Raw genomic sequence first — 25,886 nt, 5'->3', positions numbered from 1 at the left:
TTACCTCCGCTTCGAACACGCCTCGCTCCTGTATGGGACGCGGCGTGCGGTCGACTCCCGCTACTCTACCACGCTGCTCGTCAGCGACGCCGAGTGCAGGGCCCGCAGCTGGCGCGCCGCCTTGACCGCGTGCTCCTTGTCGGCCATCTGCACCGCCATCACCGCGACCCGCTCGTCGTCGTGCAGGTCCAGGGTGAGCCACGGGGTGCCACGGCCGAACGAGACGGCGCGCACCACGTCCCACGGCAGGTCGTAGGAGCCGATGATGTTCTGCACCCGGACCCCGGCCTCGTCGGCCTCGACCTTGGGCCTGGCCATCAGCAGGATGGCGAGCGCGGCACAGATCCCCAGGCCGATCATGGCGGCCTGGTCGCCGCGCTGGAAATAGCCGGGACCGTCGCCGGTCTTGCCGTGCAGCCCCAGCGCGATGAGCGTGAAGACCACCACGACCACGGCGGCGAGGACGAAGGCGATGATCCTGGCGCGCCGCGGACGGGCGAGAACGGTGCTGCTCACACCGATGAGACTACAACCGGCACGCGTGGATGCCGGTCACCAGGATGGCCCGGGCGCCCACATCGTAGAGTTCGTCCATGATCCGGTGCACCTCGTCGCGCTGGACCATCGCCTGCACGGCGACCCAGCCCTCGCGGTGCAGCGGCGACACCGTCGGCGACTCGATGCCGGGGGTCAGCGCCACGGCCGCGTCGAGCGCGTCGGCCCGCACGTCGTAGGCGAGCATCACGTACCGGCGGGCCACCAGGACACCCTGGAGGCGGCGCAGCAGCTGGTTCGCCGCGGGCGCCAGGTCACCGGTCCCGCTGCGGCGCACCAGTACCGACGACGACTTGAGAATCGGCTCGCCGAAGGTCTCCAGACCGGCCTGGCGCAGGGTCGCACCGGTCTCGACCACGTCGGCGATCACGTCGGCGACGCCGAGGCGGATCGCGTTCTCCACGGCGCCGTCGAGCCGGATGACCTCGGCGGCCACCCCGTGCTCGGCGAAGTAGCGCTCCATCACGCCCGGGTAGGCGGTCGCGACCCGCAGCCCGGCCAGGTCGGCGGGCTGGTCGCCCTTGATCGAGCCGGCCACCCCGGCGAAGCGGAACGTGGCCCGCCCGAAGCCCAGGTCGAGCAGCTCCTCGGCGCCGCTGTCGGCGTCGATCAGCAGGTCCCGGCCGGTGATGCCGAGGTCCAGGTCGCCGGAGCCGACGTAGGTGGCGATGTCACGGGGGCGCAGGTAGAAGAACTCGACGTCGTTGGCCTCGTCACGGCACAGCAGGTCCTTGGGGTCGGAGCGCTGGCGGTAGCCGGCCTCCTGGAGCATCTGGGCGGCGGGTCCGGACAGGGTGCCCTTGTTGGGCACGGCGATACGCAGCATCGGTGGGCCTTTCGAAGACAGGAGGGACGGATCGCGGCTACCGGCCTACAGATGTCGGTAGACGTCCTCCAGCGACAGCCCTGTCGCCAGCATCAGGCACTGCACCTGGTACAGCAGCTGTGAGAGCTCCTCCGCCGTGCGCTCGCGCCCCTCGTGCTCCGCCGCCATCCAGCTCTCGGCGGCCTCCTCGACGACCTTCTTGCCGATGAAGTGGACGCCCTTCTCCAACGCGGCGACCGTGCCGGAGCCCGGGGTGCCCGCGGCGGCCTTGGCGGTCAGCTCGGCGAACAACTCGTCAAAGGTCTTCACGGGCACGAATTCTCGCAGGCCCGGCCGCGAAAGGGGAATCACGATCACGACAGGCGTGTCCTGCCTCACGCCGTGCGTTGCGACAGCTCACGCCACCGTGAACTCGTGGTCGTCCACTCCCTGGACGCTGCCGTCCGCCATGGAGACGTAGTACGCCTCGATCGTGTACCGGCCGGTCGCGAGCGTCAGCGGTACCCTCGCCTCACCGACCGCGGGCGCGCCCGCCGACAGCTGCACGGGCTGGTCCACGACGACCTGCTCGACCCCGCCCGCTCCCCCGCGGATCCGCAGGTGCACGGTGCCCTCCGGCACGATCCCGGCCAGGTGCACGGTGAACGTCTTGCCGACCGCCTGCCCCTGCTGCGGGTCGATCACCCACACCGGCGCGTAGATCTCCGCCGGCGGCGCCTGCTTCACCGGCCGGCTGGTGTCCACCGTGCCCCACAGCTTCGCCACGGCAGCGCCGTCCACCGTGATCCGCACCCCGTCGATCCGCTTCACCGACGTGTACGTGGCCGCCGCGGCGACGGTCGACACCAGCTGCTGCACCGCCAGGGCGGGCGCCCCGGACCGCGGCCCGGCACCGACGTCGGTCAGGTCGACGACCACGACCCTGCCGTCGAAGGCGACCCCGCGCACCGTCACGGAGACCGGCCACAGCGACACGTAGTCGGGGTCGGCTGCGGTACCGGCGCGCAACGCCTCGCCGACGGCCGCAGCCACCCGGTGCGCGTCGTCGTCGGTCGTGAGCGGCAGTTCGTGGTACTCCCGCACCAGCCGGTCGTTGCGCGCGTAGTACACCGGCAGCAGCACCGTCACGGTCTGCGCGATGGGCGACGGTGGCACCGCCGGGACCGTCATGGCCGGCACGGCCGGCAGCCGGTCCTGCGATCCGTCCGGCCCCGGCACCCGGTCGGGGACGAACACCACCACCGCGAAGGCGATGACGGCGGCGACCGCCGCGGCCGCGGCGAGGACCACCCAGCCACCCCGGCGCCGCTGCCCGATCCGGTCGCGGATGCGCGGCAGCGCGTCGGGCGCCACCTCGACGGTGTCGACCTGCGCCTGCAGCGCCGCCCGCAGCCTGTCCTCCGGCGACATCTTCGGCGACATCTTCATGGTGCCTGCTCCAGACTGAGCCGCAGGGCGGCCATGCCCCGCGCGGCGTGGCTCTTCACCGACCCCTTGCTGACCCCCATCGCGTCGGCGATCTCGGCCTCGGAGAGCTCGGCGTAGTACCGCAGCACGATCGCCTCCCGCTGGCGGGCCGGCAGCCGACGGACCGCCTCCAGGACCTCCCGGTGCCGCAGCAGCGCCAGCGCCCCGGTCTCCGCGCTCGCCACCGGCTGCTCGTCGACCTGCCGCCGCGCCGCCACGTACCGGTCGGCGACGCCCCGGTGCCGCAACGCCGACCGTGCCCCGTTGACGACGCTCGTGCGCAGGTAGCCGAGCGCCTTGTCCGCGTCCCGCAGCCGCCACCAGCGCCGGTGCAGCCCCACGTACGCGTCCTGCACCACGTCCTCGGCGGCCTGCTCGTCGTGCAGCAGCAGCACCGCCAGCCGCACGAGCCCGCGGTAGTGCGCCGAGAACAGCGCGGTGACCGCGTCGTCGGCGCTCCACTCGCGCACGGTGTCCCGGGCGGGCTCGGCTAGCACCGCCCTACCGTCCCATGGCGTGGTCCCCACGTCGGCCGTCACGCACCTACGACGCGCGAGCGGGTTTCCAGGTTTACCGCGTTCACCCGAAAGGCGAACTCTGCCCGCCCTGGATAGGCTGCTCTGCGTGGAAACCGTGCCGAAGTACACCGACGAAGAGTGGGGCCTCCTCGTGGGCCTGCCCCAGTCCGTGCTGATCGCCGCGTCCCAGGCCGAGCAGGACGGCACCCGCCGCACCCGGGAGGAGTGGACGGCCGGCATGACCGCCATCGCCGACGGCCGCGACTCCGCCAGCGACCTGGTCCGCATGGTCGCCACCGACGTCGTCGCCCGCCAGGGCGACATCGAGGAGGACGCCGTGGGCGGCTTCGCCGGCGGCGTCGAGCCCCCGATCATCGAGTTCCCCGACCGCGCCGCGGGCATCGCCGACGTCATCGAGCGCGCCAAGGCCGCCCACGCGCTGCTGGCCGCGAAGGCCTCCGACGCCGACGCCGAGTCCTACCGCTACTGGCTGATCACCCTCGCCGACCAGGTCGTCAGCGCCGCCAAGTCCGGCGACGTGCTGGGCTTCGGCGGCGAGCTCATCACCCCCGCCGAACGCAACTTCCGCGACACCCTGGCCGCCGTCCTGGAGGTCTGAAGCTTTTTCCCGCCAGTTGCTTCGCCGTGGGCTCGGCGCCCGCGGATGATCCGGAAGAGTTCTTGTCGCCAGGGCGACAAGAACTCTTCCGGATCATGAGGAACCCCCACCCCGGCCCTTGGCCGAAGGCCACAGGCGGGAAACAGTCAGGACTTGGCGACCTGGCGGAGGGCGTGGGCGGCGTCCAGGGCCGCGAGCGTGGCCGAGTAGCCCTTGTCCTCCGGGGAGCCCGGCAGGCCGGCCCGGGCGCGGGCCTGGTCCAGGTTGTCGACCGTCAGCACGCCGTGGGCGACCGGGGTCGACTCGTCCAGGGCTACCCGGGTCAGCCCGTCGGTGACGGACTGGCAGACGTAGTCGAAGTGGGCCGTGTCGCCGCGGACCACCACGCCCAGGGCGACCACCGCGTCGAAGCGGTGCGCCAGGGCCTGGGCCAGGACGGGCAGCTCGACGGCGCCGTCGACACGCGCGACGGTGATGTGGTCGACGTTCGACGCCTCACCGGCCTCGATGGCCCGGTTGAGCATGTGGTCGACCAGCTCGGCGTGCCACCGGGTGGCGACGATGCCGAGGGTCAATCCGGTGCCGTCCACCCGCTGCAGCACGGGTGCGCCAATGCCAGCCATCACGCAAGTCCTTCCGCGACCTCGTCGAGCTCGTCCAGCAGATGCCCCATGCGGTCCCGCTTCGTGCGCAGGTAGCGCACGTTCTCCGGGTGCGGCCGGGTCGGCAGGGGCGTGCGACCCAGCACGGACAGACCGTATCCTTCCAGACCCGCCCGTTTTGCCGGGTTGTTCGTCAAGAGTCGCATCGTCTTGATGCCGAGGTCGACGAGGATCTGCGCGCCGGTGCCGTAGTCGCGGGCGTCGGCGGGCAGGCCGAGGTCCAGGTTGGCGTCGACGGTGTCCCGGCCGAGGTCCTGCAGCTGGTACGCCTGCAGCTTGTGGATCAGGCCGATGCCGCGCCCCTCGTGGCCGCGCATGTAGAGGACCACGCCGCGGCCCTCGGCGGCGACCATCTTCATGGACGCGTGCAGCTGGGGGCCGCAGTCGCAGCGCACCGAGGCGAACACGTCGCCGGTGAGGCACTCGGAGTGCACGCGGACGAGCACGTCCTCGCCGTCGCCGAGGTCGCCGTAGACGAGGGCGATGTGCTCGCCGTCGTCGAACTCGGTGGTGTACCCGACGGCCCGGAACACGCCGTGCTCGGTCGGCAGCCGGGTCTCGGCGACCCGCTCGATCTGCTTCTCGGTGTGGCGGCGGTACGCGATGAGGTCGGCGATGCTGACCAGCGCCAGGTCGTGCTGCTCGGCGAAGGCGCGCAGGTCGGGCAGGCGCATCATGGTGCCGTCGTCGTTGACCATCTCGCACAGCACGCCCGCGGGCCGCAGCCCGGCCATGGCGGCCAGGTCGACGGCGGCCTCGGTGTGCCCGGCGCGGCGCAGGACCCCGCCCTCCTTGGCCCGCAGCGGCACGATGTGCCCGGGGCGCGAGAGGTCGGTCGGCTTGGTGTCCGCGGAGGCGAGGAGCCTGATCGTGCGGGCGCGGTCGGCGGCGGAGATGCCCGTCGTCCCGCCGAACCTGGCGTCGACGGTCACGGTGTACGCGGTGCCCCGGCGGTCCTGGTTCGTGCGGTACATCGGCGGCAGATCGAGCCGGTCGGCCTCGGCCTCCATGATCGGCACGCAGATGTAGCCCGACGTGTAACGGACCATGAACGCGACCAGCTCCGGGGTGGCGAACTCCGCCGCGAAGATCAGGTCACCCTCGTTCTCGCGGTCCTCGTCGTCCACGACGATGACGGCCTTGCCGGCGGCGATGTCCTTGACCGCCCGCTCGATCGGGTCCAGGCCCGTGACCGGCGCGCTCGCGGCACCGCCCTCGCCGCGCTCCGGCGGCACCTCGAGGCCGAAGGACCCCTGGGCTTCCCGATGAGCACCCTCTCCGCTTCGCTCCGGGGCGCTCATGCCTTGTCACCCTTCGCGAGCAGCTTCTCGACGTACTTGGCCATGATGTCGACCTCCAGGTTGACCTTCTCGCCGACGCCCTTGGCACCGAGCGTCGTGAGCTTGAGCGTGGTCGGGATGAGCCCGACGGAGAACGTGTCGTCGGTGACCGTCATGACGGTCAGCGAAATGCCGTCGACGGTGATGGAGCCTTTCTCCACGACGTACCGGCTGAGCTGCGGCGGAAGGGAGAACGTGACGGTCTCCCACTGGTCGCCGGCCTCCCGCGACAGGATCGCGCCGACGCCGTCGACGTGGCCCTGCACGATGTGACCGCCGAGGCGGGTGGCCATGGTCGCGGCGCGCTCCAGGTTGACCGGGGAGCCGGCGGTGAGCGCGCCCAGCGTGGAGCGGTCCAGCGACTCACCCATCACGTCGGCGGTGAAGACGCCGCCGTCGTTGTCGACCACGGTGAGACAGACGCCGTTGACGCTGATGGAGTCGCCGTGGGCCGCATCCGAGGTGACGGTCGCGCCGCGGATCGACAGCCGCGCCGAGTCGCCGAGCGGGTCGATCGCGACGACCGTGCCGAGCTCTTCGATGATGCCGGTGAACACTGGGTCACGCACCTTTCACTGTTGCCGTCAGGCGCACGTCAGGCCCGATCGCGGCAAGGTCGACAACGTCGAGCGTCAATGCCTCGGCGATGGTGGAGATTCCCGCGGCGCCCAGGGCGGCCGGGCCGGCGCCGAGCAGCTTCGGGGCGAGATAGGCGACGACCCGGTCGACCAGGCCCTCGGCGAGGAACGCGCCGGCGAGCGTCGGGCCGCCTTCCAGGAGCGCCGTGCGGACGCCCTGGTCGTACAGGTGCCGCAGCATGCCGCGCAGGTCGACCCTGCCGCCGTCAGGTGCGGTGGCCACGAATGTCGGCGCCGAGCCGTCCAGGACCTTCGCCGCGGGTGGTGTACGACTCCCGCCTTCCACCACGACCCGCAGCGGCTGGCGGGCGGCGGGCCCCTCGGGCGTGCGCACCGTGAGCTGCGGGTCGTCGGCGAGGACGGTGCCGATGCCGGCGATGATCGCGTCGACGCCGGCCCGGATGCGGTGCACGTCGGCCCGCGCCTCCGGCGAGGTGATCCACTTGCTGGTGCCGTCGGCGGCGGCGGAGCGCCCGTCGAGCGTGGCGGCGAACTTCCAGATCACGTACGGCGTGCCCCGCCCGACCGCGGTCAGCCACCCTCGCATGGCGTCGTAGGCCGGTGCTCTTTCGACGCCTTCGTCGACCTGTACTCCGGCCTGCCGCAGGGTCTGCGCGCCACCTGCGGCCACGGGGTTCGGATCCCGGACGGCGACGACGACCCGGGCGACCCCCGCCGCGATCAGGGCCTGCGTGCAGGGGCCGGTGCGGCCGGTGTGGTCGCATGGTTCGAGGGTGACGTAAGCGGTGGCCCCCCGGGCCCGCTCACCGGCCGCCGCAAGGGCGCTGACCTCGGCGTGCGGCCCTCCGGCGGGTGCGGTGCGACCCTCGCCGACGACCTCACCGCCGGGGCCGACGAGGACGCAGCCGACGTTGGGGTTGGGGCTCGTCTCGCCGAGGCTGCGCAGGGACAGCTCGACGGCACGCCGCATGTGGCTGGCATCTGCGTCTGCGTCCATGGCCCTCTCCGCGCGGTGTGGTCACGCGTGGGGAGGCTGATGGGGACGGCTGCGGGCGGGTGCTGGGAATGCGCGAATGCGCAGGCCAGCCCCCTTGGCGCCCGTCAAGACGGACACCGGATCCCGCGCGCTGAACTCCCATCCGGACTATGACCGTCGGCTCTGGACTCACACCAGATCCACCGGTCGATGGCTTCGACCGGGTCGCGGGCTCGCGGTCGACGACCGCTTACCGCCGGTTCGGAATTTCACCGAGCCCCGCCAGCGCGTGGTGGGTACGTAACCCGAGTCTTGCACACTTCAGCGTCGACCGGACCGGTCCTTACCAAGGGACATTCATCACAGGTGCAGCGCACTGCGGCGGTCGACAGCGACATAGTTGCCGTTGTGCTTCTTCGCCACGGACTTCATGTCGGTGGCGATCGCGATGACCTCGCGCGGGTCGGTGAGCTGCCCGCCGGCGGCCGCCTGCCCGATCGCCACCCCGATCGACAGGGTGACCAGGTTGGCCTGCTGGACCTCGCCGTTGCGCTGCACGACCTCGACGAAGCCACGCTCCGCGTCGGACGGGTCGTAGAGGGCGTCCGACGCCGCCTGGAACTCCAGGATCGCCTTCGTCGTCAGCGGCTTGAGCTGCTCGGGGCTGCACACGACGAGGAAGTCGTCGCCGCCGATGTGGCCGAGGAACGCCGGCGGCAGGCCGACCTCGACCACCGCGCGGTGCAGCGCCCGGGCGAGCGCGGTGATGAACTCGTCGCCGCGGGCGAACCCGTACACGTCGTTGACGGCCTTGAACCGGTCGATGTCGACGTGCGAGACGGCGAAGTCGGCGCCGGCCCGCGCCCGGTCGGTGATCTCGCGCAGGATCCGGCTGTTGCCGGGCAGCCCGGTCAGCGGCGACACCTCACGGTTCTCCTGGTTGCGGCGCAGCGTGGAGCGCACCCGCGCGACCAGCTCCAGGGTGTCGAACGGCTTCACCAGGTAGTCGTCGGCGCCCGCCTGCAGGCCGATGACCTTGTCCGCGGTCTGCCCGCGCGCGGTCAGCAGGATCACCGGGATCGGCGCCGTCATCGGGTCGGCCCGCAGCCGCCGGGTCAGCTCCAGGCCGTCCAGCTGCGGCATCATCCAGTCGACGACGGCGAGGGCCGGCATGTGCTCCTCGACGAGCTGCAGCGCCGTGGCGCCGTCGTGGGCGAGCAGCACCCGGTAGCCCTCGAGCTTCAGGTTGACCTCGATGAACCGGGCGATGTCGACGTCGTCGTCGACGACGAGGATGGTGTCGGGCTCGCCCATGCGCTTCCTCTTCGGCTTCCTCTTCGGGTTTTCAGCCGTTCGCCTGTGGTCTGGTTCAGCCTGCGGTCTGGTTCAGCCTGTGGTCTGGTTCAGCCTGTGGTCTAGTTCAGCCTGTGGTCTGGTTCAGCCGTTCGCCAGAGCGCGGAGTCTGCGCACGGCGGCAGCCGGGTCCTCGGCGCCGAAGACCGCGGTGCCCGCCACGAACGTGTCGGCACCCGCCTCCGCGCAGGCCGCGATCGTATCGTCGGCCACTCCGCCGTCAACTTCAATGCGCAACTCGAGATGGCCCGCGTCGACATGCCGGCGCGCGGTCCTGACCTTGTCCAGCAGCTCCGGGATGAACGCCTGCCCGCCGAACCCCGCCTTGATCGTCATCACGAGCAGCAGGTCGAAGTGCGGCAGCAGCTCCAGGTACCCCTCGACCGGCGTGTCCCGGTCGATCGCGAGCCCGGCCCGGCTGCCGGCCTTCCTCAGGTCCTTCGCGATCGCGACCGGATCGGTGGCCGCCTCGGCGTGGAACGTCACGTTGTACGCCCCCGCCTCCGCGTACTGCGTCGCCCACCGCGCCGGGTCCGCGATCATCAGGTGGCAGTCGAACGGCAGCGTGGTCGCCTTCCGCAGGCTCTGCACCACCGGCAGCCCGATCGTCAGGTTGGGCACGAAGTGGTAGTCCATGACGTCCACGTGCAGCCAGTCGGCGCTGCCCTCCACCACCCCGGCGGACTCGGCGAGCCGCGCGAAGTCCGCGGCGAGGATGGACGGTGCGATCACGGTGTTGCTCACATCAGCACTCTAGGCGACGGTATGGCTTCCGCCGGATATGGGGGACAATCGGCGGATGGCTGATGTCGTCGATGTGATCGTCGCCGATCACGTGCGCTTCGAGACGCTGCTCCGCTCCCTGCGCGACCGCTCCCACGGGGATCTCGCGGGCCACCGCCGGCGCACCCTGACCGAGCTCGCGGATCTGCTCGTCGCGCACGCCACCGCCGAGGAGTCCGAGGTGTACCCGAAGCTGCGCGAGCTCACCGGCGGCGACGGCCACGTCGAGCACGGCGAGGACGAACACCTCGACGGCCACCGCCGCCTCCTCGCCCTGCTGGACGTGCCGGACGTGACGTCGCTCGCCTTCGACAAGGCCGTCAGCAAGCTCGCGAACTCGCTCTACCACCACCTCGACGAGGAGGAGCGCACCCTGATCAACGACGCCCGCAGCCTGGACCCGGCGACCCGCCAGGCCCTCGGCGACGCCTGGCTCGCCGAACGCGACCGCCTCATCAGCCAGTCCTGCGGCACCCGCACCGCGGTCGCCGCCCTCCTCCCCGACTGACCCCGTCGCGACCTGCCCAAACTACAGAAGGTCCCGCGCCAACTACCGGTTTGAAGATCGATTAGGTGACCCGAGGTAGGGTGCTGATGAAAGCGGCCCGCCAGCGCCACCACGTCGCCTCACGTTCCCCATCCGCCGCCTCCGCCCCACCGCCCGCCCCGTCTGCCTGACCCCGCTCCCCCACTCCGCTCCCCCACACCGCGCGCACGAGCCGGAGCCGGCGCGGAGCAGGACCGGACGGAGCAAGACCGGACGGGGCAAGACTGGTCAGAGCGCAGCCGGCGCGTGGGGGCGGGCGGGCTAGCGCACCCCCCACACGCGGGTGTGTTACGGCTTGCCGGAGCGGCGGAGCAGGGCCAGGAACATGGCATCGGTGCCGTGGCGGTGGGGCCAGAGCTGGACTGTCGGGCCGGCGCCAGGTCGGGACCACGTCGCCGCACGTTCTCCATCCGCCGCCTCCACCCCACCGCCCGTCCCGTCTGCCTGGCCCCGCTCCCCACACCGCGCGCACGAGCCGGAGCCGGCGGGGAGCAGGGCGACGAAACCAGCGCCGCATCAGGATGAGCAGCGGAGCAGGACGGGTGTCAGGATGAGCGGCGGAGCAGGGCCAGGAACATGGCGTCCGTGCCGTGGCGGTGGGGCCAGAGCTGGACTGTCGGGCCCGTGCCCAGGTCGGGCAGTGAGGACGGCAGGAACGGGCGGGCGTCGATGAGGTCCATGTCGATCTGGGAGCGGCGGGCCGCCTCCGTGACCGAGACCTCGGTCTCGGCCTGGTGCGGGGAGCAGGTGACGTAGGCGACGACCCCGCCCGGCCGGACCGCCCGGAACGCAGACTGCAGCAGCTCGCGCTGCAGGCGGGTCAGCGGGGGCAGGTCGGACGGCTGGCGGCGCCAGCGGGCCTCGGGGCGGCGGCGCAGCGCGCCGAGGCCGGTGCACGGGGCGTCCACCAGGACCCGGTCGAAGCCGCCCTCGGGCAGGTCGGCGTCCTTGCCGACGTCGCGGCCGTCGGCGTGGATCGTGTAGACGGGCAGGCCCTCGGTGGCCTTGGCGACCAGCGCCGCCCGGTGGTGGGTGACCTCGACGGCGGTGACGTGCGCGTCGCGGGTGCTGGCGAGCGCGCCGAGCAGGCCCGCCTTGCCGCCGGGGCCGGCGCACAGGTCGAGCCAGCGCTCGTCGCGACCGGACAGCGAGGCGGCGGCCAACGCGGCGGCGACGAGCTGGCTGCCTTCGTCCTGCACGTGGGCCCGGCCGTCGCGGACGGCGGCGATGCCGGCCGGGTCGCCGCCGCCGGTCAGCACCACCGCGTAGGGCGAGTACCGCCCGACGGTGGCGCCCCGCAGCGACCCGGCGAACGCGGCCGGGTCGAGGAGGCCGGGCCGGGCGCACAGGTGCACGGGCGGGGCGAGGTTGTCGGCGTCGAGGGCGAGCTCCGCCTCGTCGAGGGAGCCGAGCGCGTCGGCGAACGCGCGCACGATCCACTGCGGGTGCGCGTGGTTGAGCGCGGCCGCCTCGAACGGGTCGGCGGGGGCCAGCCGGGTCAGCCACGCGGCGCGGTCGGACTCGGCGACGCGGCGCAGGACGGCGTTGGCGAAGCCGGCGGCGCCCGGGACCAGGGAGCGGACCAGGTCGACGGTGGTCGCGACCGCGGCGTGCGCGCCGACGCGCATGTTGAGCAGCTGATAGGCGCCGATCCGCAGCGCGTCACGGACGGGCGGGTCGATGCGGTCCACGGTCCGGTCCGCGGCGGCGGCGACGATCGCGTCCAGGGTGCCGGTCTGGCGGAGCGTGCCGTAGGTCAGCTCGGTCGCGAACGCGGCGTCGCGGCCGGTGACCCCGGTCTCGCGCAGCAGCTTCGGCAGCACGAGGTTGGCGTACGCGTCGTCGCGGTGCACGGCGGCGACGGCCTCGTAGGCGGCTTCACGGGCGGGGTCGATCGCCGGGCGGCCACCGCGCGGCGGCCGGACGAGCCGGTCGTCACGGGCGCCCGCCGGGCGCGGCCCCGGCCCCCGCCGGGGCGACCTCAAGACAGGTCTCCTGAGGCCGGCGCGCCGAGCACGACACCGGACTCGATGCGGGCGCCACGGGCCCAGGCGTCCGCGGGCATGGCCTTCTTCCCGGGTGCGGTGACCGTGCCCAGCGCGACCGGCACCGTGCCGGTGCCCACCAGGACCCGGTTGCGTTCGACGGCGATCACGCCCGGCCCGAGCGTCGCACCGCCGCCGATGACGGAGGCGGCGGTCACCGGCGTGACAGGACCGAGCTTCAACCGGTCGCCGCGCAGAGTCGTCCAGGCGCCGGGGGCCGGCGTGCAGGACCTGACCCGCCGGTCGACGGCGAACGCCGGGTCGCCCCACCGGACGAGCGCGTCGTCCACCGTGAGCTTCGGCGCGAGGGAGATGCCCTCGTGCGCCTGCGGCACGGCGGTGAGCGAGCCGGCGGCGATGCCGTCCAGGACGGAGACCAGCAACGAGGCGCCGGAGTCGGCGAGCCGCGACAGCAGGTCGCCCGAGGTGTCGCGGGCGCCGACGGGCTCGGTGAGCGTGCCGAAGACGGGGCCGGTGTCCAGGCCCTCCTCCAGGAGGAACACGCTGGCGCCGGTCATGTCGTCGCCGTGCAGGACGGCGTGCTGGACCGGGGCCGCGCCGCGCCACGCGGGCAGCAGCGAGAAGTGCAGGTTGATCCACCCGAACCGGGGGATGTCGAGCGCGACCCGCGGCACCAGCGCGCCGTACGCGACGACCGGGCAGCAGTCGGGCGCCAGGTCACGGAGCTGGTCCAGAAACGAAGGCTCACGCGGCCGCTCGGGAGTCAGAACGAGAACACCCCGCTCCTGCGCCCAGGCGCTGACCGGCGACGGCACCAGCTGCCGGCCCCGGCCGGAGGGCGCGTCGGGGCGGGTCACCACGGCGACCAGCTCGTGCGAGGAGGCGGCGATCGCGTCGAGGGCGGGCAGCGCCACGGCGGGCGTCCCCGCGAAGACGAGCCTCACCGGCCGAACAGACCGTGCGGGCTGGCCTTCACGACCGGCGGGGCGTCGGGGTTGTACCACTCCGCCGCCCGGATCTCCTTCATCGCCTGCTTGCGCCGGTCGGCGTCGAGCCGGTCGACGAACAGCACCCCGTCGAGGTGGTCGGTCTCGTGCTGGGCGCAGCGCGCCATCAGCCCGGTGCCGACGATCTGGATCGGGTCGCCGTGCTCGTTGAAGCCCTTGGCGATCACGTTCTGCCGGCGCTTGGTGTCCACGTAGACGCCGGGGATCGACAGGCAGCCCTCGGGACCGTCCTGCTCCTCCTCGTCGGGGAACTCGAGCACCGGGTTGACCAGGTGCCCGATGACGTCGTCGACATCGAAGGTGAACACGCGCAGCCCGACGCCGATCTGCGGGGCGGCGAGGCCGGTCCCGTTCTGCTGGCCCATGGTGTCGAGCAGGTCCTTGACCAGCTTGCGCAGCTCACGGTCGAAGTCCACGACGCTGTCGGCGGGTGTGCGCAGCACCGGGTCGCCGAAGAGGCGGACGGACTGGACGGTCAAACGAGGCACCCCATATCTGGTTCGAGTCAAACAAGTCTAGTGTGGCCCGATGACGAGCCTCCACCTGCGTGGCACCGTGCTACCGGAGGGTGACGTCCGCGACATCTGGGTGCTCGGCGACCGGCTCACGTTCGACCGGCCGGCGGGCGACGTCACCACCGTCCACGAGGGCGGGTTCATCCTGCCGGGTCTGGTCGACGCCCACGCGCACCTGGGCCACCACGCGGACACGATGGCGTTCGACCCTGAGCTGTTCGCGGCAGCCGCCCAGCGGTACACGGCGGACGGCACCCTCCTGTTGCGCGTGCCGGGCCATCGGGAGCCGATCCCGGCAGGGCTCCGCCAGGGCGACACCGTGCCGCGGCTCGTCACCGCCGGACCGTGGCTGGCGTGGCGAGGGCTCGAGGAGCTCGACGACCTGCAGACCGTCCCGACAGACCTGGCCGCGGAAGGCGTCGCGCAGGCCCTCGCCAACGACGGCTGGTGCAAGACCTACGGCGACTGGGAGTTCGACCGGGTGAAGACGCCGGAGTCGGTACTGCGGGAGCTCTGCGACGCCGTGCACGCGGTGAACGGACGGGTGGCCGCCCACTGCCAGACCGCCGAGGGCACGCGCGCCGCCGTCCTGGCGGGCGTCGACTCGATCGAGCACGCCTGGTTCCTGACGCCCGACCTCCTCGACGTGCTCGCCGCGCGGGGCGGTGCGGTGACCCCGACATGGACCGGCTTCATCGGCCACGTCGACAGCGTGCGCACGAAGCCCGAGGGGCCGCGGAAGGACTGGTTCCTCGGCGGGGTCGAGAGCCTGCGCACCGCGACCGTCGACGCGTGGGAGGCCGGCGTGACCGTCCTCGCCGGCACCGACTCCCTCGGCCACGGCGACGTCGTCGCGGAGATCGGGCACCTGGTCGCGGCGGGGCTGCCGCCGGCCGCCGCGGTCGGCGCCGCGTGCTGGGACGCCCGCCGGTACCTGGGGTTCCAGGGCATCGCGGAGGGCGCGCCCGCCGACCTGGTGGCGGTCGCCGGCGACCCGAGGACGCACCCGGAGGCGCTGCGGCACCCGTCACTGGTGCTCCTCAGGGGACGCTCAGCCAGACGGGGCTAGCCTCGGCCAGGTGGCCGCCAAAGTCTCGATGCGCTCGCTGCTGCCGTACCTGCGTGACCACCGCCGGACGCTCGTCGTCGTTGGCGTGCTGTCGCTGCTCGGGTCCGTCACGACCCTCGCCCAGCCGCTGCTGACCCGCGACGTCCTCGACGGGCTGCAGGCCTCGGAGGCGGTCGGGCGGACCGTCGCGCTACTGGTCGTGGTCCTCGCCGCCGTCGCGGTGCTCAACGCGCTGCGCGACTACCTGCTGCAGCGCACCGCCGAGGGGCTCGTGCTGACCGCGCGGCGGCGGCTGACCCGGCACCTGCTGCGGCTGCCGATCGCCGAGTACGACCAGCGCCGCACCGGCGACCTGCTGTCCCGCGTCGGCGCCGACACGACGCTCCTGCGGGCCGTCGTCACGTCCGGGCTGTTCGAGACCGTCACCGGTGCCGTCATGGTCGTCGGCGCGGCCGTCGCGATGCTGCTGCTCGACCCGGTCCTGTTCCTCACCGCCGGCGGCGGTCTCGCGCTGGGCCTGTCGATCGCGGTGGTCTTCTCCCGCCGGGTCCGGCCCGCCTCGGAGGAGGCGCAAGCCCGCATCGGCGACATGACCAGCGCCGTGGAGCGGGCGCTGACCGCGGCCCGCACGATCCGGGCCAGCAACGCCGAGGACCGGGAGGTCGCCACCGTCGAGGCCGGCGCCGAGGAGGCGTACCGGGCGGGCGTGCGGATCGCGAAGCTGCAGGCGCTCGTCGGGCCGGCCAGCATCGCCGCGATCCAGGGCGCGTTCCTGCTGCTGCTCGGCGTCGGCGGCGCCCGCGTCGCCAACGGCACCATCTCCGTCGGTGACCTGGTCGCGTTCGTGCTCTACCTGTTCTTCCTGGTCATGCCGCTCGGCCAGGCGCTGCACGCGTACACGCAGCTGCAGACCGGGCTGGGCGCGCTGCAGCGGATGGAGGACATCCTGGTCGTGCCCCTGGAGGAGGACGCGGGCACGGCCGCGGTCGCGGACACTCCCGTCGCCGTCGCGTTCGAGGGGGTCACCTTCGGCTACGCGGCCTCCCTGGAGCCGGTCGTGCACGATGTGTCGTTCACGGTGGCGTACGGCACGCGCACCGCCCTCGTCGGCCCCTCCGGGGCGGGCAAGTCGACGCTGCTGCAGCTCGTCGAGCGGTTCTACGACGCGACCGCCGGCACGGTCCGGGTCGCCGGCGTGGACGTGCGGGACCTGCCGCGGCAGGCGCTGCGCGCCCAGCTCGGCTACGTGGAGCAGGAGGCGCCGGTCCTCGCCGGGACGCTGCGGGAGAACCTGCGGCTCACCACGCCCGGCGCCACCGACGCGCAGATGCTGGAGGTCCTCGGCGCGGTCAACCTCGCCGACGTCGTCGACCGGACCCCGCTCGGCCTGGACGCGCAGGTCGGCGAGGGCGGGGTGCTGCTGTCCGGCGGGGAGCGGCAGCGGCTCGCGATCGCCCGGACGCTCCTCGCGGCGCCGCCGATCCTCCTGCTGGACGAGCCGACGTCCAACCTCGACGCGCGCAACGAGGTGGCGTTGCGTCAGGCGATCGACACGGTGGCGCACAATCGGACGATGATCGTCGTCGCGCACCGCCTGTCGACCGTCGTCGACGCGGACCAGATCGTGGTCATGGAGGGCGGCCGGGTCGTCGCCACCGGCCGGCACGCCGACCTGCTCGACTCCAGCGACCTGTACCGGGAGCTGGCCACCAACCAGTTGCTGGTGGCGTGACCGGGCGTGCGCCGGCCACGGTCTGGGTGGTGGCGGGGCCGCCCGGGGCGGGCAAGTCGACGGTCGCGGACCTGTTGATCGGGCTCCTCGACCCGGCGCCGGCGCTGCTGGACAAGGACACCCTCTACGGCGGGTTCGTCGCCGCCACCCTCGCCGCCGCCGGCCGGTCCCCGGGTGAGCGCGAAGGCGTCTGGTACGACGCCAACATCAAGCTGCACGAGTACGCGGGGCTCGCGGCCACCGCCCGCGAGATCCGTGCCCGCGGCTGCCCGGTCGTGCTGTCCGCGCCGTTCACCGGCCAGATCTCCGACGCGGGCCGCTGGACCGGGTTCGTGTCCTCGCTCGGCGGCGACCCCGTCCACCTGGTGTGGGTCCGCTCCGACCCGGCGACGCTGCGGGCCCGGCTCCTGGCCCGCGGCTCGCACCGCGACGGCCAGAAGCTGGACCGCTGGGACGACTTCCTCGCGGCGATCCCGCCGGACCGGCCGCCGGCGGTCCCGCACCTCGAGGTCGACAACCGCGAGGGCGCCCCACCCCTGGAGACGACCCTCGCGGCGCTGTTGGCGGGCTGAGTCAGCGGGCGGACAGGACCAGGTTGGTCTGCGTGGTGTCGACGACCCGGACGTCGGTGAACCCGGCCTCGGTGAGCAGCTCGGTCAGCCGCGCCGGGCCCGCCTGCGCGCCCAGCGCGGCACCGCCCTCGGAGATGGCGTGCGGCACGCACAGGTACGTCGACGCGCCGTAGAAGAGCCGCCCCAACGGGTGCAGGTTGTCCTCGACCCGGTCGCCGGCGCGGGGTTCGACGATCAGCCACGTGCCGTCCGCGCGCAGGGTCTCCCGGACCCGCCGGGCGGCGCCGAGGGGATCGCCGAGGTCGTGCAGCGCGTCGAAGGTCGTCACCAGGTCGTAGCCGCCGGCGGGCGCGGGGAACCCGGCGGCGGGCGCGACCTCGAACCCGGCCCGGACGCCCGCCTTCGCCGCGGCGGCCGTCGCGGCGGCGACCGACGCCGGGTGCGCGTCGAACCCGGTGACCGTCGCGGCCGGGAACGCCTCGGCGATGAGGACGGTCGCGGCGCCGTGCCCGCAGCCGATGTCGGCGACGCTGCCACCGGCGCGCAGCCGGTCGGCGACGCCGTCGAGCGCCGGCAGCCACCGGTCGACGAGGTGCTGGGCGTAGCCGGGCCGGTAGAACGCGGCGACGCCGGCGTGCAGCGCCTCGTCGTGCTCGCCCCAGCCGATGCCCTCGCCGGTGCGGAAGGCGCGTTCGAGCCGGTCGGTGTCGCGCATGATCGCGAGGCCGAGCTCGGCGGCCGCCGGCAGGTTCACCGGCCCGTCCGGGTCGAGCAGGACGCGTTGCTCCGGGTTCAGCGTGTACGAGCCGCCGTCGTGCGTCAGGTAGCCGCCTGCGGCGAGGGCGCAGGCCCACTCGCGGACGTAGCGCTCCGCGGTCCCGGACCGCCGGGCCAGCTCGGCGGGGGTCGCGGGCCCCTGCCGCAGCGCGGCGAACAGGCCCGTCCGCTCCCCCACCGCGATCAGCCCGGTCGACGCGCACGCGCCGACGTCGGTGACGGCGCGATCCAGGAGCTCGTTGAACAGTTCGGAATCCATACCCTCCAGCAACCGCCGGCCGGGGGTGACCCGGAGAGCGGTCATCGGGGCGAACCTGCGGCCCGCTCGTCCGCTGCGGGGGTCCGGAAGCCGTCGCGCGCCCCTGACGGGCAGGTCAGCGCGGGGTCACAGCAGGTCGAGGGGGTCGACCTGGACGCGGACGGGGTCGGTGGCCTTGCGGGCGGAGCGCAGGCCGGCGGCGGAGCGCAGGGCGAGGGCGAGGGCGCGGCCGCCGGACCGGCCGGTGCGGACCAGCATCCGCTCCTGGCCGTCGGCGGCGGGGACGGGGCCGAGGACCTCCGCGCCCTGCGGCAGCTTCGCCGCCGCCAGGAGGTCGGCGACGGCGGCCGGCGCGCCCGTCAGCGACGCCATCCGTACGACCGGCGGGAAGCCGAGGTCGCGCCGGTCGGCGAGTTCGCGGGCGGCGAGCCAGCCCGGGTCGAACCGCACGAGCGCCTGGACGACCGCGAGCGACGCGTCGGCGACCACGACGACCGTGCCGGTGTGCCGGCACAGGGACGCGGCGTTCAGCCAGCGGCGCAGCGCCTCCTCGGTGCCGCGCAGGTCGGCGCGGGTGAGCAGGGCCCAGGTGTCGAGGAGGAGGACGGCGCCGTACCCGCCGGGGGCCACGGGCTCGGCGCCCGGGGTCGACACGACGATCGACGCCTCGCCGGGGACCGTGGCGAGGACGCCGTCGCGGCCCGAGGTCCGCACCGGGGTGTCCGGGAACGCCCGGGCCAGCTCCTCGGCGGTCCGGCGCGCCCCGACGACGGAGGCGCGGAGGCGTCTGCTGCGGCATTCCGGGCAGGCGTACGCGGCGGCGACCCGTCCGCACCATCGGCACGACGGCGGCGCGGTCGCCGACGGCAGCGCGAGGGGTCCGGAGCAGTTGGGGCAGCGGGACGGGGTGTAGCACTCGGCGCAGGCGACCGACGGGATGTACCCGCGCCGCGGCACCTGGATGAGCACCGGCGCGTCCCGCAGCAGCGCGTCGCGGGCGGCCCGCCAGGCGGCGGTGGGCAGCCGGGCCGAGACCGCGCCCGGGTCGCGGGCCATCTGGTCGTCCTCGCCGACGGTCACCACCTGCGGCATGTGCCGCCGCACGACGTCCCGGCCGGCGGCGACCTCGATGGCCCAGCCGGCCTCGACGAGCTGCTGGGCCTCGGCGGTCCGCGCGAACCCGCCGACGATGACCCCGCACCCTGCCTGTTCGGCGCGGGCGAGGAGGACCTGCCGGGCGTGCGGGTACGGCGCCCTCGGCTCGGCGTGCAGGTCGTCGCCGTCGTCCCAGACGGCGACGAGGCCCAGGTCGGCGACGGGCGCGAAGCAGGCGGCCCTGGTGCCGATCACGACCTTCACCCGCCCGCGCGCCGCGGCGAGGAAGCGCCGGTACCGTTCGGCGGGCCCGAGCGCCGCGGACAGCGCCACGTGCGCCCCCGGGCCGCCGAGCGCACCGGTCATCGCCGCGTCGAGCCGGTCGAGGTCCCGGGCGTCCGCGACGACGATCAGCGCGCCGCGCCCGCCGGCGAGGGTGCTCGCCGCGGCCTCGGCGAGCCGGGCCGGCCAGTCCTCCCCGGGCAGCGCGGTCCACACGGCGTGCGGCCGCCGCCCGTCGCCGAGGGCCCGCAGCAGCGCCGGCCCCGCCGGGTACCGCCGCCACCCCGCCTCGGAGACCGCCGGCACCGCGACGGCCGGGATCCCGGCGGTCCGGGCGGCGGTCGAAGCCGGCCCGTCCGAAGCCGGCACACCCGAAGACGGCACGTCCGGAGACCCCGGGTCCGGAGCGCCCTGGTCCGGAGACGGCACCGGGGGTGCGGCCGCGGCGGAGGTCTTCTCGGCAGCGGCGTGGCGGGGTGGGACGGCGAGGCGCAGGACGTCGGACATGGTGCCCGCGTAGCGGTCGGCGATCTCGCGGGTCAGGGCGGCGATCTCCGGCCGCAGCACCGGCTCCGGTGACACCACCTTGTCCAGGAACTGCAGGCGTCCCCCGTGCCCGGACTCCGCGACCCGCTCCAGCAGGAACCCGTCGGCGACCTGGCCGGCGAAGCGGACCTTCACCCGTACGCCTGGGACGGCGGCCGCGTCGAGGGTGGTGGGCACCAGGTAGTCGAACGGCCGGTCGAGGTGCGGCAGCGGCACGTCGACGCAGATCCGGGCGACCGGCAGCACGGCGGCGGCCTCGCGGGGCTTCGCGGTGCGTGCCTTTCCCGCGACGCGTTCGGCCGCGGCTTTTCCGGTGGCCTTCGCGGCGGCCTTCCCGGCCGGCTCCAGTGACGGGAAGAGACCGTCCTGTGATAGGCCAGAAATAGACGTTGGCCGATCAATCTCGGTATCGGATTGATCGGCCAACGTCGAAGTATTGATCAGGCGCCGGCGGCGGACTTCAGCTCGGCCGTGCGGCTCGCCTGCTCCCACGTGAAGCCGGGCAGCTCGCGACCGAAGTGACCGTAGGCAGCGGTCTGCTGGTAGACCGGCTTGAGCAGGTCGAGGTCGCGGATGATCGCGGCCGGGCGCAGGTCGAAGACCTCGTTGATGGCCTTCTCGATCCGCTCGACCGGCACGACCTCGGTGCCGAAGGTCTCCACGAACAGCGAGACGGGGTGCGCCTTGCCGATCGCGTAGGCGACCTGGACCTCGCAGCGCTCGGCCAGGCCGGCGGCCACGACGTTCTTCGCGACCCAGCGGGTGGCGTACGCCGCGGAGCGGTCGACCTTCGACGGGTCCTTGCCGGAGAACGCGCCGCCGCCGTGGCGGGCGTAGCCGCCGTAGGTGTCGACGATGATCTTGCGACCGGTGAGGCCGGCGTCGCCCATCGGGCCGCCGATCTCGAAGCGGCCGGTCGGGTTGACCAGCAGGCGGTAGCCGTCGGTCTCCAGGCCCAGGCCCTCGAGCTCGGGGGCGATGACGTGCTCGCGCACGTCCGGGGTCAGCAGCGACTCGAGCGAGATGTCGGGCGCGTGCTGGCTGGACACGACGACCGTGTGCAGCCGGACCGGGCGCAGGCCGTCGTACTCGATCGTGACCTGCGTCTTGCCGTCGGGCCGCAGGTAGGGGATCGTGCCGTCCTTGCGGACCGCGGAGAGGCGGCGGGCGAGCCGGTGCGCGAGCGCGATCGGCAGCGGCATGAGCTCGGGCGTCTCGCTGCACGCGAAGCCGAACATCATGCCCTGGTCGCCGGCGCCCTGCAGGTCGAGGTTGTCGCTGCCGGAGCCCTCGCGGACCTCGAGCGCGGAGTCGACGCCCTGGGCGATGTCGGGAGACTGGGCACCGATCGACACGCTGACGCCGCAGGAGGCACCGTCGAAGCCCTTCTTCGACGAGTCGTAACCGATACCGAGGATCGTCTCGCGGACGATCTTCGCGATGTCGGCATAGGCGCTGGTGGTCACCTCACCGGCGACGTGGACCTGGCCGGTGGTGATGAGCGTCTCGACGGCGACCCGGCTCCGGGCGTCCTGCGTGAGGAGCGCGTCGAGGATGCCGTCGCTGATCTGATCGGCAATCTTGTCAGGGTGACCTTCAGTGACCGACTCTGACGTGAACAGGCGGCGGGCCAATGGTGCTCCTCAGGGGTTACGGCGTCGGTTGGTTGGCTTCGCAGCAGTGTACGACTTGGCGCTCGCGAACCGACAAAGGCATGGTGGACTCTGGGCCGCCACGTCGTCGTGGGACCGGGATGATCAGGGCAAACGGTCGATTACGAAGTCCAAAATCCTATCGGCAAGGTCGTCTTTGGACAGTTCGGGCAGGGCCGAGCGAGTGCCGTCCGCGCCGAGGATGACCGCCTGGTTGTACTCCGCGCCGAAGGTCTTACCCACTCCGACCTCGTTCACGACGATCAGGTCCGCCCGCTTTCGGAGCAGTTTTTCGTGACCGTTCGCGACGGCCTGCTCGATCGCGGCGGTCTCCGCGGCGAACGCGACGAGCACCTGACCCTCCGGCTTCGCCGCGCCGAGCTCCGCGGCGATGTCGGGGTTGGTCACGAGCTCCAAGGTGGGCGCGGTGCCGTCCACCTTCTTGATCTTGCCGGTGGCGAAGACCGCGGGCCGGAAGTCGGCCGGCGCGGCCGCCATGACCACGGCGTCGGCCTTCGCGGCCGCGTCCAGGGTGGCGACCCGCAGCTGCTCGGTCGTCTCGACCCGGACCAGGTCGGCGCCGGCGGGGTCGGGCAGCGCCACGTTGGCCGAGATGAGCGTGACCCGCGCGCCCCGGGCGACGGCGGCCCGCGCGATCGCGTAGCCCTGCTTGCCGGAGGAGCGGTTGCCGATGAAGCGGACCGGGTCGATGGGCTCGCGGGTGCCGCCGGCGGTGACCACCACGTGCCGCCCGACCAGGTCGGCGACGAGTCCGCCGCGCCGCAGGAGCCGCTGGGCGGTGGCGAAGATCGCGGCCGGGGCGGGCAGCCGGCCCTTGCCGGTGTCGGCGCCCGTGAGCCGCCCCACGTCGGGCTCCAGGACCACCACGCCGCGGGAGCGGAGCGTCGCGACATTGGCCTGGGTGGCGGGGTGCTCCCACATCTCGGTGTGCATCGCCGGCGCGAAGAGCACCGGGCACCGGGCGGTGAGCAGCGTGTTGGTGAGCAGGTCGTCGGCGAGCCCGTGCGCGGCCTTCGCGAGAAGGTCGGCGGTGGCGGGGGCGACGACGACGAGGTCGGCCTCGCGGCCGAGCCGGACGTGCGGAACCTCGTGGGCGCCGGTCCACACATCGGTGCTGACCGGCCGGCCGGACAGGGCGGCCCAGGTGGCCTCGCCGACGAACGTGAGCGCCGCCGCCGTCGGCACGACCCGGACGTCGTGCCCCGACTCGGTCAGCAGCCGCAGCAGCTCGCAGGCCTTGTAGGCGGCGATCCCACCCGCGACGCCGAGAACGACCCGCGGCCGGTCACCGGCTCCGTCGTCCTCGGCGCGCATGTCGGACTAGACCTCTTCGATGCGCTCGGCGGTCAGCAGGCCGCTGTTGATCTCGCGCAGCGCGATGGAGAGCGGCTTCTCCTGCGGCGTGGTCTCCACCAGGGGACCCACGTATTCGAGAAGACCCTCACCCAGCTGGCTGTAGTAGGCGTTGACCTGACGGGCCCGCTTCGCCGCGAAGATCACCAGCGCGTACTTCGAGGTGGTCTTCTCCAGCAGCTCGTCGATCGGCGGGTTGGTGATGCCCTGGGGGTCTGCCACGGTTCCGGCCACGAAACAACCTCACGACTTTCCAATTGACAGCTCGCGAACCCGTAAACCTTACCAGGTCAGAGCGCGGGCAGTGGGAGCGCAGCGAGCATTGCGGGTCCGGGGTGCAGCTGGTGACAGCGCAAACACAACGCGCCCGGACCCAAGGGTCCGGGCGCGCCGAGGTCTCGACACTGGTCCGGGGGGACCGGCCAGGCGGCAGTCACTTGCCGCCGGCGAACTCCCCGAGCAGTGCCTTGCGCTGCTGGTCGCCGAGGCCGCGAAGGCGGCGGCTGTCGGCGATCTTCAGCTTCTCCATGATCTGCGTCGCGCGGATCTTGCCGATGCCGGGCATTGCCTGCAGCACGGCCGAAACCCGAAGCTTGCCGACGACGTCGTCGGACTCCGCACGATCGAGCACGGCAGCGAGGGTGGTCTTCCCCTGCTTCAGTTGCTCCTTCAGCTCAGCGCGAGCCTTACGAATCTCAGCCGCTTTTTCCAAAGCGGCCGCGCGCTGTTCCGGGCTCAGTGACGGGAGCGGCACCAGGTCTCCTCAGGTCCCTTGAAAAGAATGTTGATGGTGTAGCGCCGGGAAAACTAGCGGTCACGAGCCATTTCGGCAACGTGGGTATCGCATGATCGACGGCCGGTGGCGGCCTGATGATCAGGCGGTGACCGCCAGAGCGGCCGCGCATTCGTCACGCGCCCGCTCCGCGGCAGCACGCAGCGTGGCGACGCCGGGGCCTGCGCCGAGGATCTCCCGGGAGTACGACGGCAGCACGTCAGAGGCTTGATCACCGAACGCCGCACGCAGTCCGTCGGCCTTGCCGCCCTGTGCACCGAGGCCCGGTGCCAGGATCGGTCCATTGAGGTTCGTCAGGTCGTGGCCGTGCTCACCGAGCGTGGCGCCGATCACGACGCCGACGTCGCCGAGGGGCGCCACACCCGCGTTGAGCTGCGCAATCTCGTCGATGACGGTCTGCGCGACGGTCGCTCCGCCGGCCCCGACGGCGCGCTGGACCGACGCGCCCTCGGGATTCGACGTCAGCGCGAGGACGAACGCGCCGAGGCCGTTCGCGGCCGCCTTGTCGAAGATCGGGCGCAGCGATCCGACCCCGAGGAAGGGGCTGACGGTGATCGCGTCGGCCCGCAGCGGGGACGCCGGGTCGAGGTACGCGTCGGCGTACGCGGCCGCCGTCGAGCCGATGTCACCCCGCTTGACGTCGAGGACGACAAGAGTCCTGGTCGAGTCAAACTGTCGGATAGTCGACTCCAGCACCGCTATGCCCCTGGAGCCGAAACGCTCATAAAAGGCCGACTGGGGCTTGATCACCGCGACCCGGTCAGCCAGCGCCTCCCCCACCGTCCGGCTGAACGCTTCCAGGCCCTTGACATCGTCGGAGAGGCCCCAGGCGGTGAGGAGGGAGGGGTGGGGGTCGATCCCGACGCACAGCGGCCCCAGCGCGTCCATGGCGGCCCTCAGCCGGGCCCCGAACCGTTCGCTCATGCGTGCTCCCTGAAGGCGTTGACGGCCTGCTTCACGAGGCGCGGGCCGTGGTAGATGAATCCGGTGTAGAGCTGCACGAGCGACGCCCCGGCGTCGAGCATTCGGGTCACGTCGTCGGCGGTGGTGATCCCGCCCACACCGATGACCGGCAGCCCGCTCTCCTTGGTGACGAAGCGCACGACCTCCAGGGCCCGCGGTGCGAGCGGGCGGCCGCTCAGCCCGCCGGCCTCGGTGGTCGTCACGCCCGGCCGGGCGATGGTCGTGTTGGTGGCGATCAGCCCGGCGACGCCCTTGCTCAGGCACACGTCGAGCAGCTCGCCGAGCGCCGCGTCGGTCAGGTCGGGGGCGACCTTCACCAGCACGGGCTTGGCCGCCCGGTTCTCCGCGTGCAGCGCGCCGAGCAGCGCCGTCAGGTGCGCCTTGTCCTGCAGCTCCCGCAGCCCGGGGGTGTTCGGCGAGCTGACGTTCACCGCGAAGTACGCGCCCTGGTCGTACAGCTGCCGGAAACTGCTGACGTAGTCCTCGACCGCGCCGGTCAGGGGTGTCACCTTCGACTTGCCGAGGCTGATCCCCAGCGGCACCGGCAGGGGCCCGAGGGCCTTCAGCCGCGCCGAGAGGGCCCGCGCGCCGGCGTTGTTGAAGCCCATCCGGTTGACGATCGCCTCCTGCGGAGGGAACCGGAACAGGCGGGGGCGGTCGTTGCCGGGCTGCGGGTGCCAGGTGACGGTGCCGACCTCGACGAAGCCGAAGCCGAGCCGGGGCCACGCCCGCAGCGCCCGGCCGTCCTTGTCCATGCCGGCGGCGAGCCCGACCGCGTTCGGGAAGTCGATCCCGAACACGGTCCGGGGCGCACCCGGCGGGCTGAACGGCGCCTTCTTCCCCGGCACCTTCGACAGCCAGCCCAGGGTCCGCTCGTGCACCGCCTCGGCGTCGCCGCCGCCGAGCCGGAACAGGACCGGGCGGACCAGCCGCTCGTAGGTCACGACGCCGCCTCCGGCGCCGCCGCGAACCGAACCCGCACTGCCAGTGAGCGCCCCG

At 73.1% G+C, this 25,886-nt stretch carries 27 protein-coding genes and 1 riboswitch; of the genes, 5 read left to right on the top strand and 22 right to left on the bottom strand.

Annotated elements, in window-relative coordinates; translation table 11 throughout:
- Positions 1 to 60 precede the first annotated feature (60 nt).
- The 5 genes from ACFY3L_RS13850 to ACFY3L_RS13830 form a co-directional block, all read right to left on the bottom strand.
- Complete coding sequence (locus ACFY3L_RS13850; protein ID WP_389322653.1) at positions 61 to 522, bottom strand: PH domain-containing protein; 462 nt, start codon at positions 520 to 522, stop codon at positions 61 to 63.
- 4 nt (positions 523 to 526) lie between these two features.
- Positions 527 to 1,381, bottom strand: a complete 855-nt coding sequence (hisG, locus tag ACFY3L_RS13845; protein WP_389322482.1) for an ATP phosphoribosyltransferase — start codon at positions 1,379 to 1,381, stop codon at positions 527 to 529.
- A 45-nt stretch (positions 1,382 to 1,426) separates the two neighbouring features.
- Positions 1,427 to 1,690 (bottom strand): phosphoribosyl-ATP diphosphatase, encoded by a 264-nt coding sequence (locus ACFY3L_RS13840; RefSeq protein ID WP_203850014.1) that lies wholly within the window; start codon positions 1,688 to 1,690, stop codon positions 1,427 to 1,429.
- Between the two features lie 87 nt (positions 1,691 to 1,777).
- Complete coding sequence (locus ACFY3L_RS13835) at positions 1,778 to 2,809, bottom strand: GerMN domain-containing protein (RefSeq protein WP_389322480.1); 1,032 nt, start codon at positions 2,807 to 2,809, stop codon at positions 1,778 to 1,780.
- Complete coding sequence (locus tag ACFY3L_RS13830) at positions 2,806 to 3,345, bottom strand: SigE family RNA polymerase sigma factor (RefSeq protein WP_389322478.1); 540 nt, start codon at positions 3,343 to 3,345, stop codon at positions 2,806 to 2,808. Before ACFY3L_RS13830 ends, ACFY3L_RS13835 begins: the two co-directional genes overlap by 4 nt.
- A 127-nt stretch (positions 3,346 to 3,472) precedes the next feature.
- Between ACFY3L_RS13830 and ACFY3L_RS13825 the strand changes: the two genes are divergently transcribed.
- Positions 3,473 to 3,985: a hypothetical protein gene (locus ACFY3L_RS13825; protein ID WP_389322476.1), complete on the top strand. Its 513-nt coding sequence runs from the start codon at positions 3,473 to 3,475 to the stop codon at positions 3,983 to 3,985.
- A gap of 146 nt (positions 3,986 to 4,131) precedes the next feature.
- Here the strand turns inward: ACFY3L_RS13825 and ribH are convergent, their stop codons facing one another.
- The 6 genes from ribH to rpe all read right to left on the bottom strand — a co-directional run bounded on the left by ribH (position 4,132) and on the right by rpe (position 9,659).
- On the bottom strand, positions 4,132 to 4,608 hold the full coding sequence (ribH, locus tag ACFY3L_RS13820) for a 6,7-dimethyl-8-ribityllumazine synthase (protein ID WP_389322474.1): 477 nt from the start codon (positions 4,606 to 4,608) through the stop codon (positions 4,132 to 4,134).
- The gene (locus tag ACFY3L_RS13815) at positions 4,608 to 5,948 is read right to left on the bottom strand and encodes a bifunctional 3,4-dihydroxy-2-butanone-4-phosphate synthase/GTP cyclohydrolase II (protein WP_389322472.1); all 1,341 of its coding nucleotides are present in this window, start codon (positions 5,946 to 5,948) and stop codon (positions 4,608 to 4,610) included. Before ACFY3L_RS13815 ends, ribH begins: the two co-directional genes overlap by 1 nt.
- Complete coding sequence (locus tag ACFY3L_RS13810; protein ID WP_389322651.1) at positions 5,945 to 6,544, bottom strand: riboflavin synthase; 600 nt, start codon at positions 6,542 to 6,544, stop codon at positions 5,945 to 5,947. The genes ACFY3L_RS13815 and ACFY3L_RS13810 overlap by 4 nt, the downstream gene beginning before the upstream one ends.
- 4 nt (positions 6,545 to 6,548) lie before the next feature.
- Positions 6,549 to 7,583: a bifunctional diaminohydroxyphosphoribosylaminopyrimidine deaminase/5-amino-6-(5-phosphoribosylamino)uracil reductase RibD gene (gene ribD, locus ACFY3L_RS13805; protein ID WP_389322470.1), complete on the bottom strand. Its 1,035-nt coding sequence runs from the start codon at positions 7,581 to 7,583 to the stop codon at positions 6,549 to 6,551.
- Positions 7,584 to 7,708: 125 nt separating this feature from the next.
- Positions 7,709 to 7,853, bottom strand: a riboswitch (FMN riboswitch).
- Between the two features lie 69 nt (positions 7,854 to 7,922).
- The gene (locus ACFY3L_RS13800; RefSeq protein WP_389322468.1) at positions 7,923 to 8,876 is read right to left on the bottom strand and encodes a response regulator; all 954 of its coding nucleotides are present in this window, start codon (positions 8,874 to 8,876) and stop codon (positions 7,923 to 7,925) included.
- Positions 8,877 to 8,999: 123 nt separating this feature from the next.
- The gene (gene rpe / locus ACFY3L_RS13795; RefSeq protein ID WP_389322466.1) at positions 9,000 to 9,659 is read right to left on the bottom strand and encodes a ribulose-phosphate 3-epimerase; all 660 of its coding nucleotides are present in this window, start codon (positions 9,657 to 9,659) and stop codon (positions 9,000 to 9,002) included.
- Positions 9,660 to 9,714: 55 nt separating this feature from the next.
- Between rpe and ACFY3L_RS13790 the strand changes: the two genes are divergently transcribed.
- A complete protein-coding gene (locus tag ACFY3L_RS13790; protein WP_389322464.1) occupies positions 9,715 to 10,206 on the top strand; it encodes a hemerythrin domain-containing protein in 492 nt (163 codons plus the stop codon).
- A 584-nt stretch (positions 10,207 to 10,790) separates the two neighbouring features.
- Here ACFY3L_RS13790 and ACFY3L_RS13785 read toward each other — a convergent pair.
- From ACFY3L_RS13785 to def, 3 genes are read right to left on the bottom strand one after another with little or no spacing between them, the layout of a single operon-like run.
- Positions 10,791 to 12,296, bottom strand: coding sequence for an RsmB/NOP family class I SAM-dependent RNA methyltransferase (locus ACFY3L_RS13785; RefSeq protein ID WP_389322649.1), 1,506 nt, complete (start codon positions 12,294 to 12,296; stop codon positions 10,791 to 10,793).
- A complete protein-coding gene (gene fmt / locus ACFY3L_RS13780) occupies positions 12,227 to 13,195 on the bottom strand; it encodes a methionyl-tRNA formyltransferase (protein WP_389322461.1) in 969 nt (322 codons plus the stop codon). The genes ACFY3L_RS13785 and fmt overlap by 70 nt, the downstream gene beginning before the upstream one ends.
- Positions 13,192 to 13,737: a peptide deformylase gene (gene def, locus ACFY3L_RS13775; protein WP_389322459.1), complete on the bottom strand. Its 546-nt coding sequence runs from the start codon at positions 13,735 to 13,737 to the stop codon at positions 13,192 to 13,194. The genes fmt and def overlap by 4 nt, the downstream gene beginning before the upstream one ends.
- A 49-nt stretch (positions 13,738 to 13,786) precedes the next feature.
- On the opposite strand from def, the gene ACFY3L_RS13770 reads away from it, so the two are divergent.
- Genes ACFY3L_RS13770 through ACFY3L_RS13760 form a run of 3 tightly spaced genes read left to right on the top strand, consistent with a single transcriptional unit; the run spans position 13,787 to position 17,146 of the window.
- On the top strand, positions 13,787 to 14,842 hold the full coding sequence (locus ACFY3L_RS13770; RefSeq protein ID WP_389322457.1) for an amidohydrolase family protein: 1,056 nt from the start codon (positions 13,787 to 13,789) through the stop codon (positions 14,840 to 14,842).
- A 10-nt stretch (positions 14,843 to 14,852) separates the two neighbouring features.
- Positions 14,853 to 16,574: an ABC transporter ATP-binding protein gene (locus ACFY3L_RS13765; RefSeq protein ID WP_389322455.1), complete on the top strand. Its 1,722-nt coding sequence runs from the start codon at positions 14,853 to 14,855 to the stop codon at positions 16,572 to 16,574.
- Positions 16,571 to 17,146 carry an AAA family ATPase gene (locus tag ACFY3L_RS13760; protein WP_389322453.1) on the top strand — a complete coding sequence of 192 codons (576 nt, stop codon included), beginning with the start codon at positions 16,571 to 16,573 and terminating at the stop codon, positions 17,144 to 17,146. The genes ACFY3L_RS13765 and ACFY3L_RS13760 overlap by 4 nt, the downstream gene beginning before the upstream one ends.
- Before the next feature lies 1 nt (position 17,147).
- On the opposite strand, the gene ACFY3L_RS13755 is transcribed toward ACFY3L_RS13760, so the two are convergent.
- The 8 genes from ACFY3L_RS13755 to ACFY3L_RS13720 form a co-directional block, all read right to left on the bottom strand.
- Entirely contained in the window at positions 17,148 to 18,227 is a 1,080-nt protein-coding gene (locus ACFY3L_RS13755) for a class I SAM-dependent methyltransferase (RefSeq protein ID WP_389322451.1), read from the bottom strand.
- 81 nt (positions 18,228 to 18,308) lie between these two features.
- Positions 18,309 to 20,351 carry a primosomal protein N' gene (locus ACFY3L_RS13750; protein WP_389322449.1) on the bottom strand — a complete coding sequence of 681 codons (2,043 nt, stop codon included), beginning with the start codon at positions 20,349 to 20,351 and terminating at the stop codon, positions 18,309 to 18,311.
- 194 nt (positions 20,352 to 20,545) lie between these two features.
- Positions 20,546 to 21,739 carry a methionine adenosyltransferase gene (gene metK, locus ACFY3L_RS13745; protein ID WP_389322447.1) on the bottom strand — a complete coding sequence of 398 codons (1,194 nt, stop codon included), beginning with the start codon at positions 21,737 to 21,739 and terminating at the stop codon, positions 20,546 to 20,548.
- 123 nt (positions 21,740 to 21,862) lie between these two features.
- Positions 21,863 to 23,092 carry a bifunctional phosphopantothenoylcysteine decarboxylase/phosphopantothenate--cysteine ligase CoaBC gene (gene coaBC, locus ACFY3L_RS13740; protein ID WP_389322445.1) on the bottom strand — a complete coding sequence of 410 codons (1,230 nt, stop codon included), beginning with the start codon at positions 23,090 to 23,092 and terminating at the stop codon, positions 21,863 to 21,865.
- A 6-nt stretch (positions 23,093 to 23,098) separates the two neighbouring features.
- Entirely contained in the window at positions 23,099 to 23,365 is a 267-nt protein-coding gene (rpoZ, locus tag ACFY3L_RS13735; protein WP_033356843.1) for a DNA-directed RNA polymerase subunit omega, read from the bottom strand.
- A gap of 199 nt (positions 23,366 to 23,564) precedes the next feature.
- On the bottom strand, positions 23,565 to 23,885 hold the full coding sequence (gene mihF, locus ACFY3L_RS13730; protein WP_033356842.1) for an integration host factor, actinobacterial type: 321 nt from the start codon (positions 23,883 to 23,885) through the stop codon (positions 23,565 to 23,567).
- Between the two features lie 120 nt (positions 23,886 to 24,005).
- On the bottom strand, positions 24,006 to 24,848 hold the full coding sequence (pyrF, locus tag ACFY3L_RS13725; RefSeq protein ID WP_389322443.1) for an orotidine-5'-phosphate decarboxylase: 843 nt from the start codon (positions 24,846 to 24,848) through the stop codon (positions 24,006 to 24,008).
- On the bottom strand, positions 24,845 to 25,831 hold the full coding sequence (locus tag ACFY3L_RS13720) for a quinone-dependent dihydroorotate dehydrogenase (protein ID WP_389322441.1): 987 nt from the start codon (positions 25,829 to 25,831) through the stop codon (positions 24,845 to 24,847). The genes pyrF and ACFY3L_RS13720 overlap by 4 nt, the downstream gene beginning before the upstream one ends.
- Between the last annotated feature and the right edge of the window lie 55 nt (positions 25,832 to 25,886).

Source organism: Dactylosporangium sp. NPDC000521 (assembly GCF_042898305.1).
Classification (GTDB): Bacteria; Actinomycetota; Actinomycetes; order Mycobacteriales; family Micromonosporaceae; genus Dactylosporangium.
Note: the sequence above shows the minus strand (reverse complement) of the source record. Positions and strands in the feature narration are given on the sequence as shown.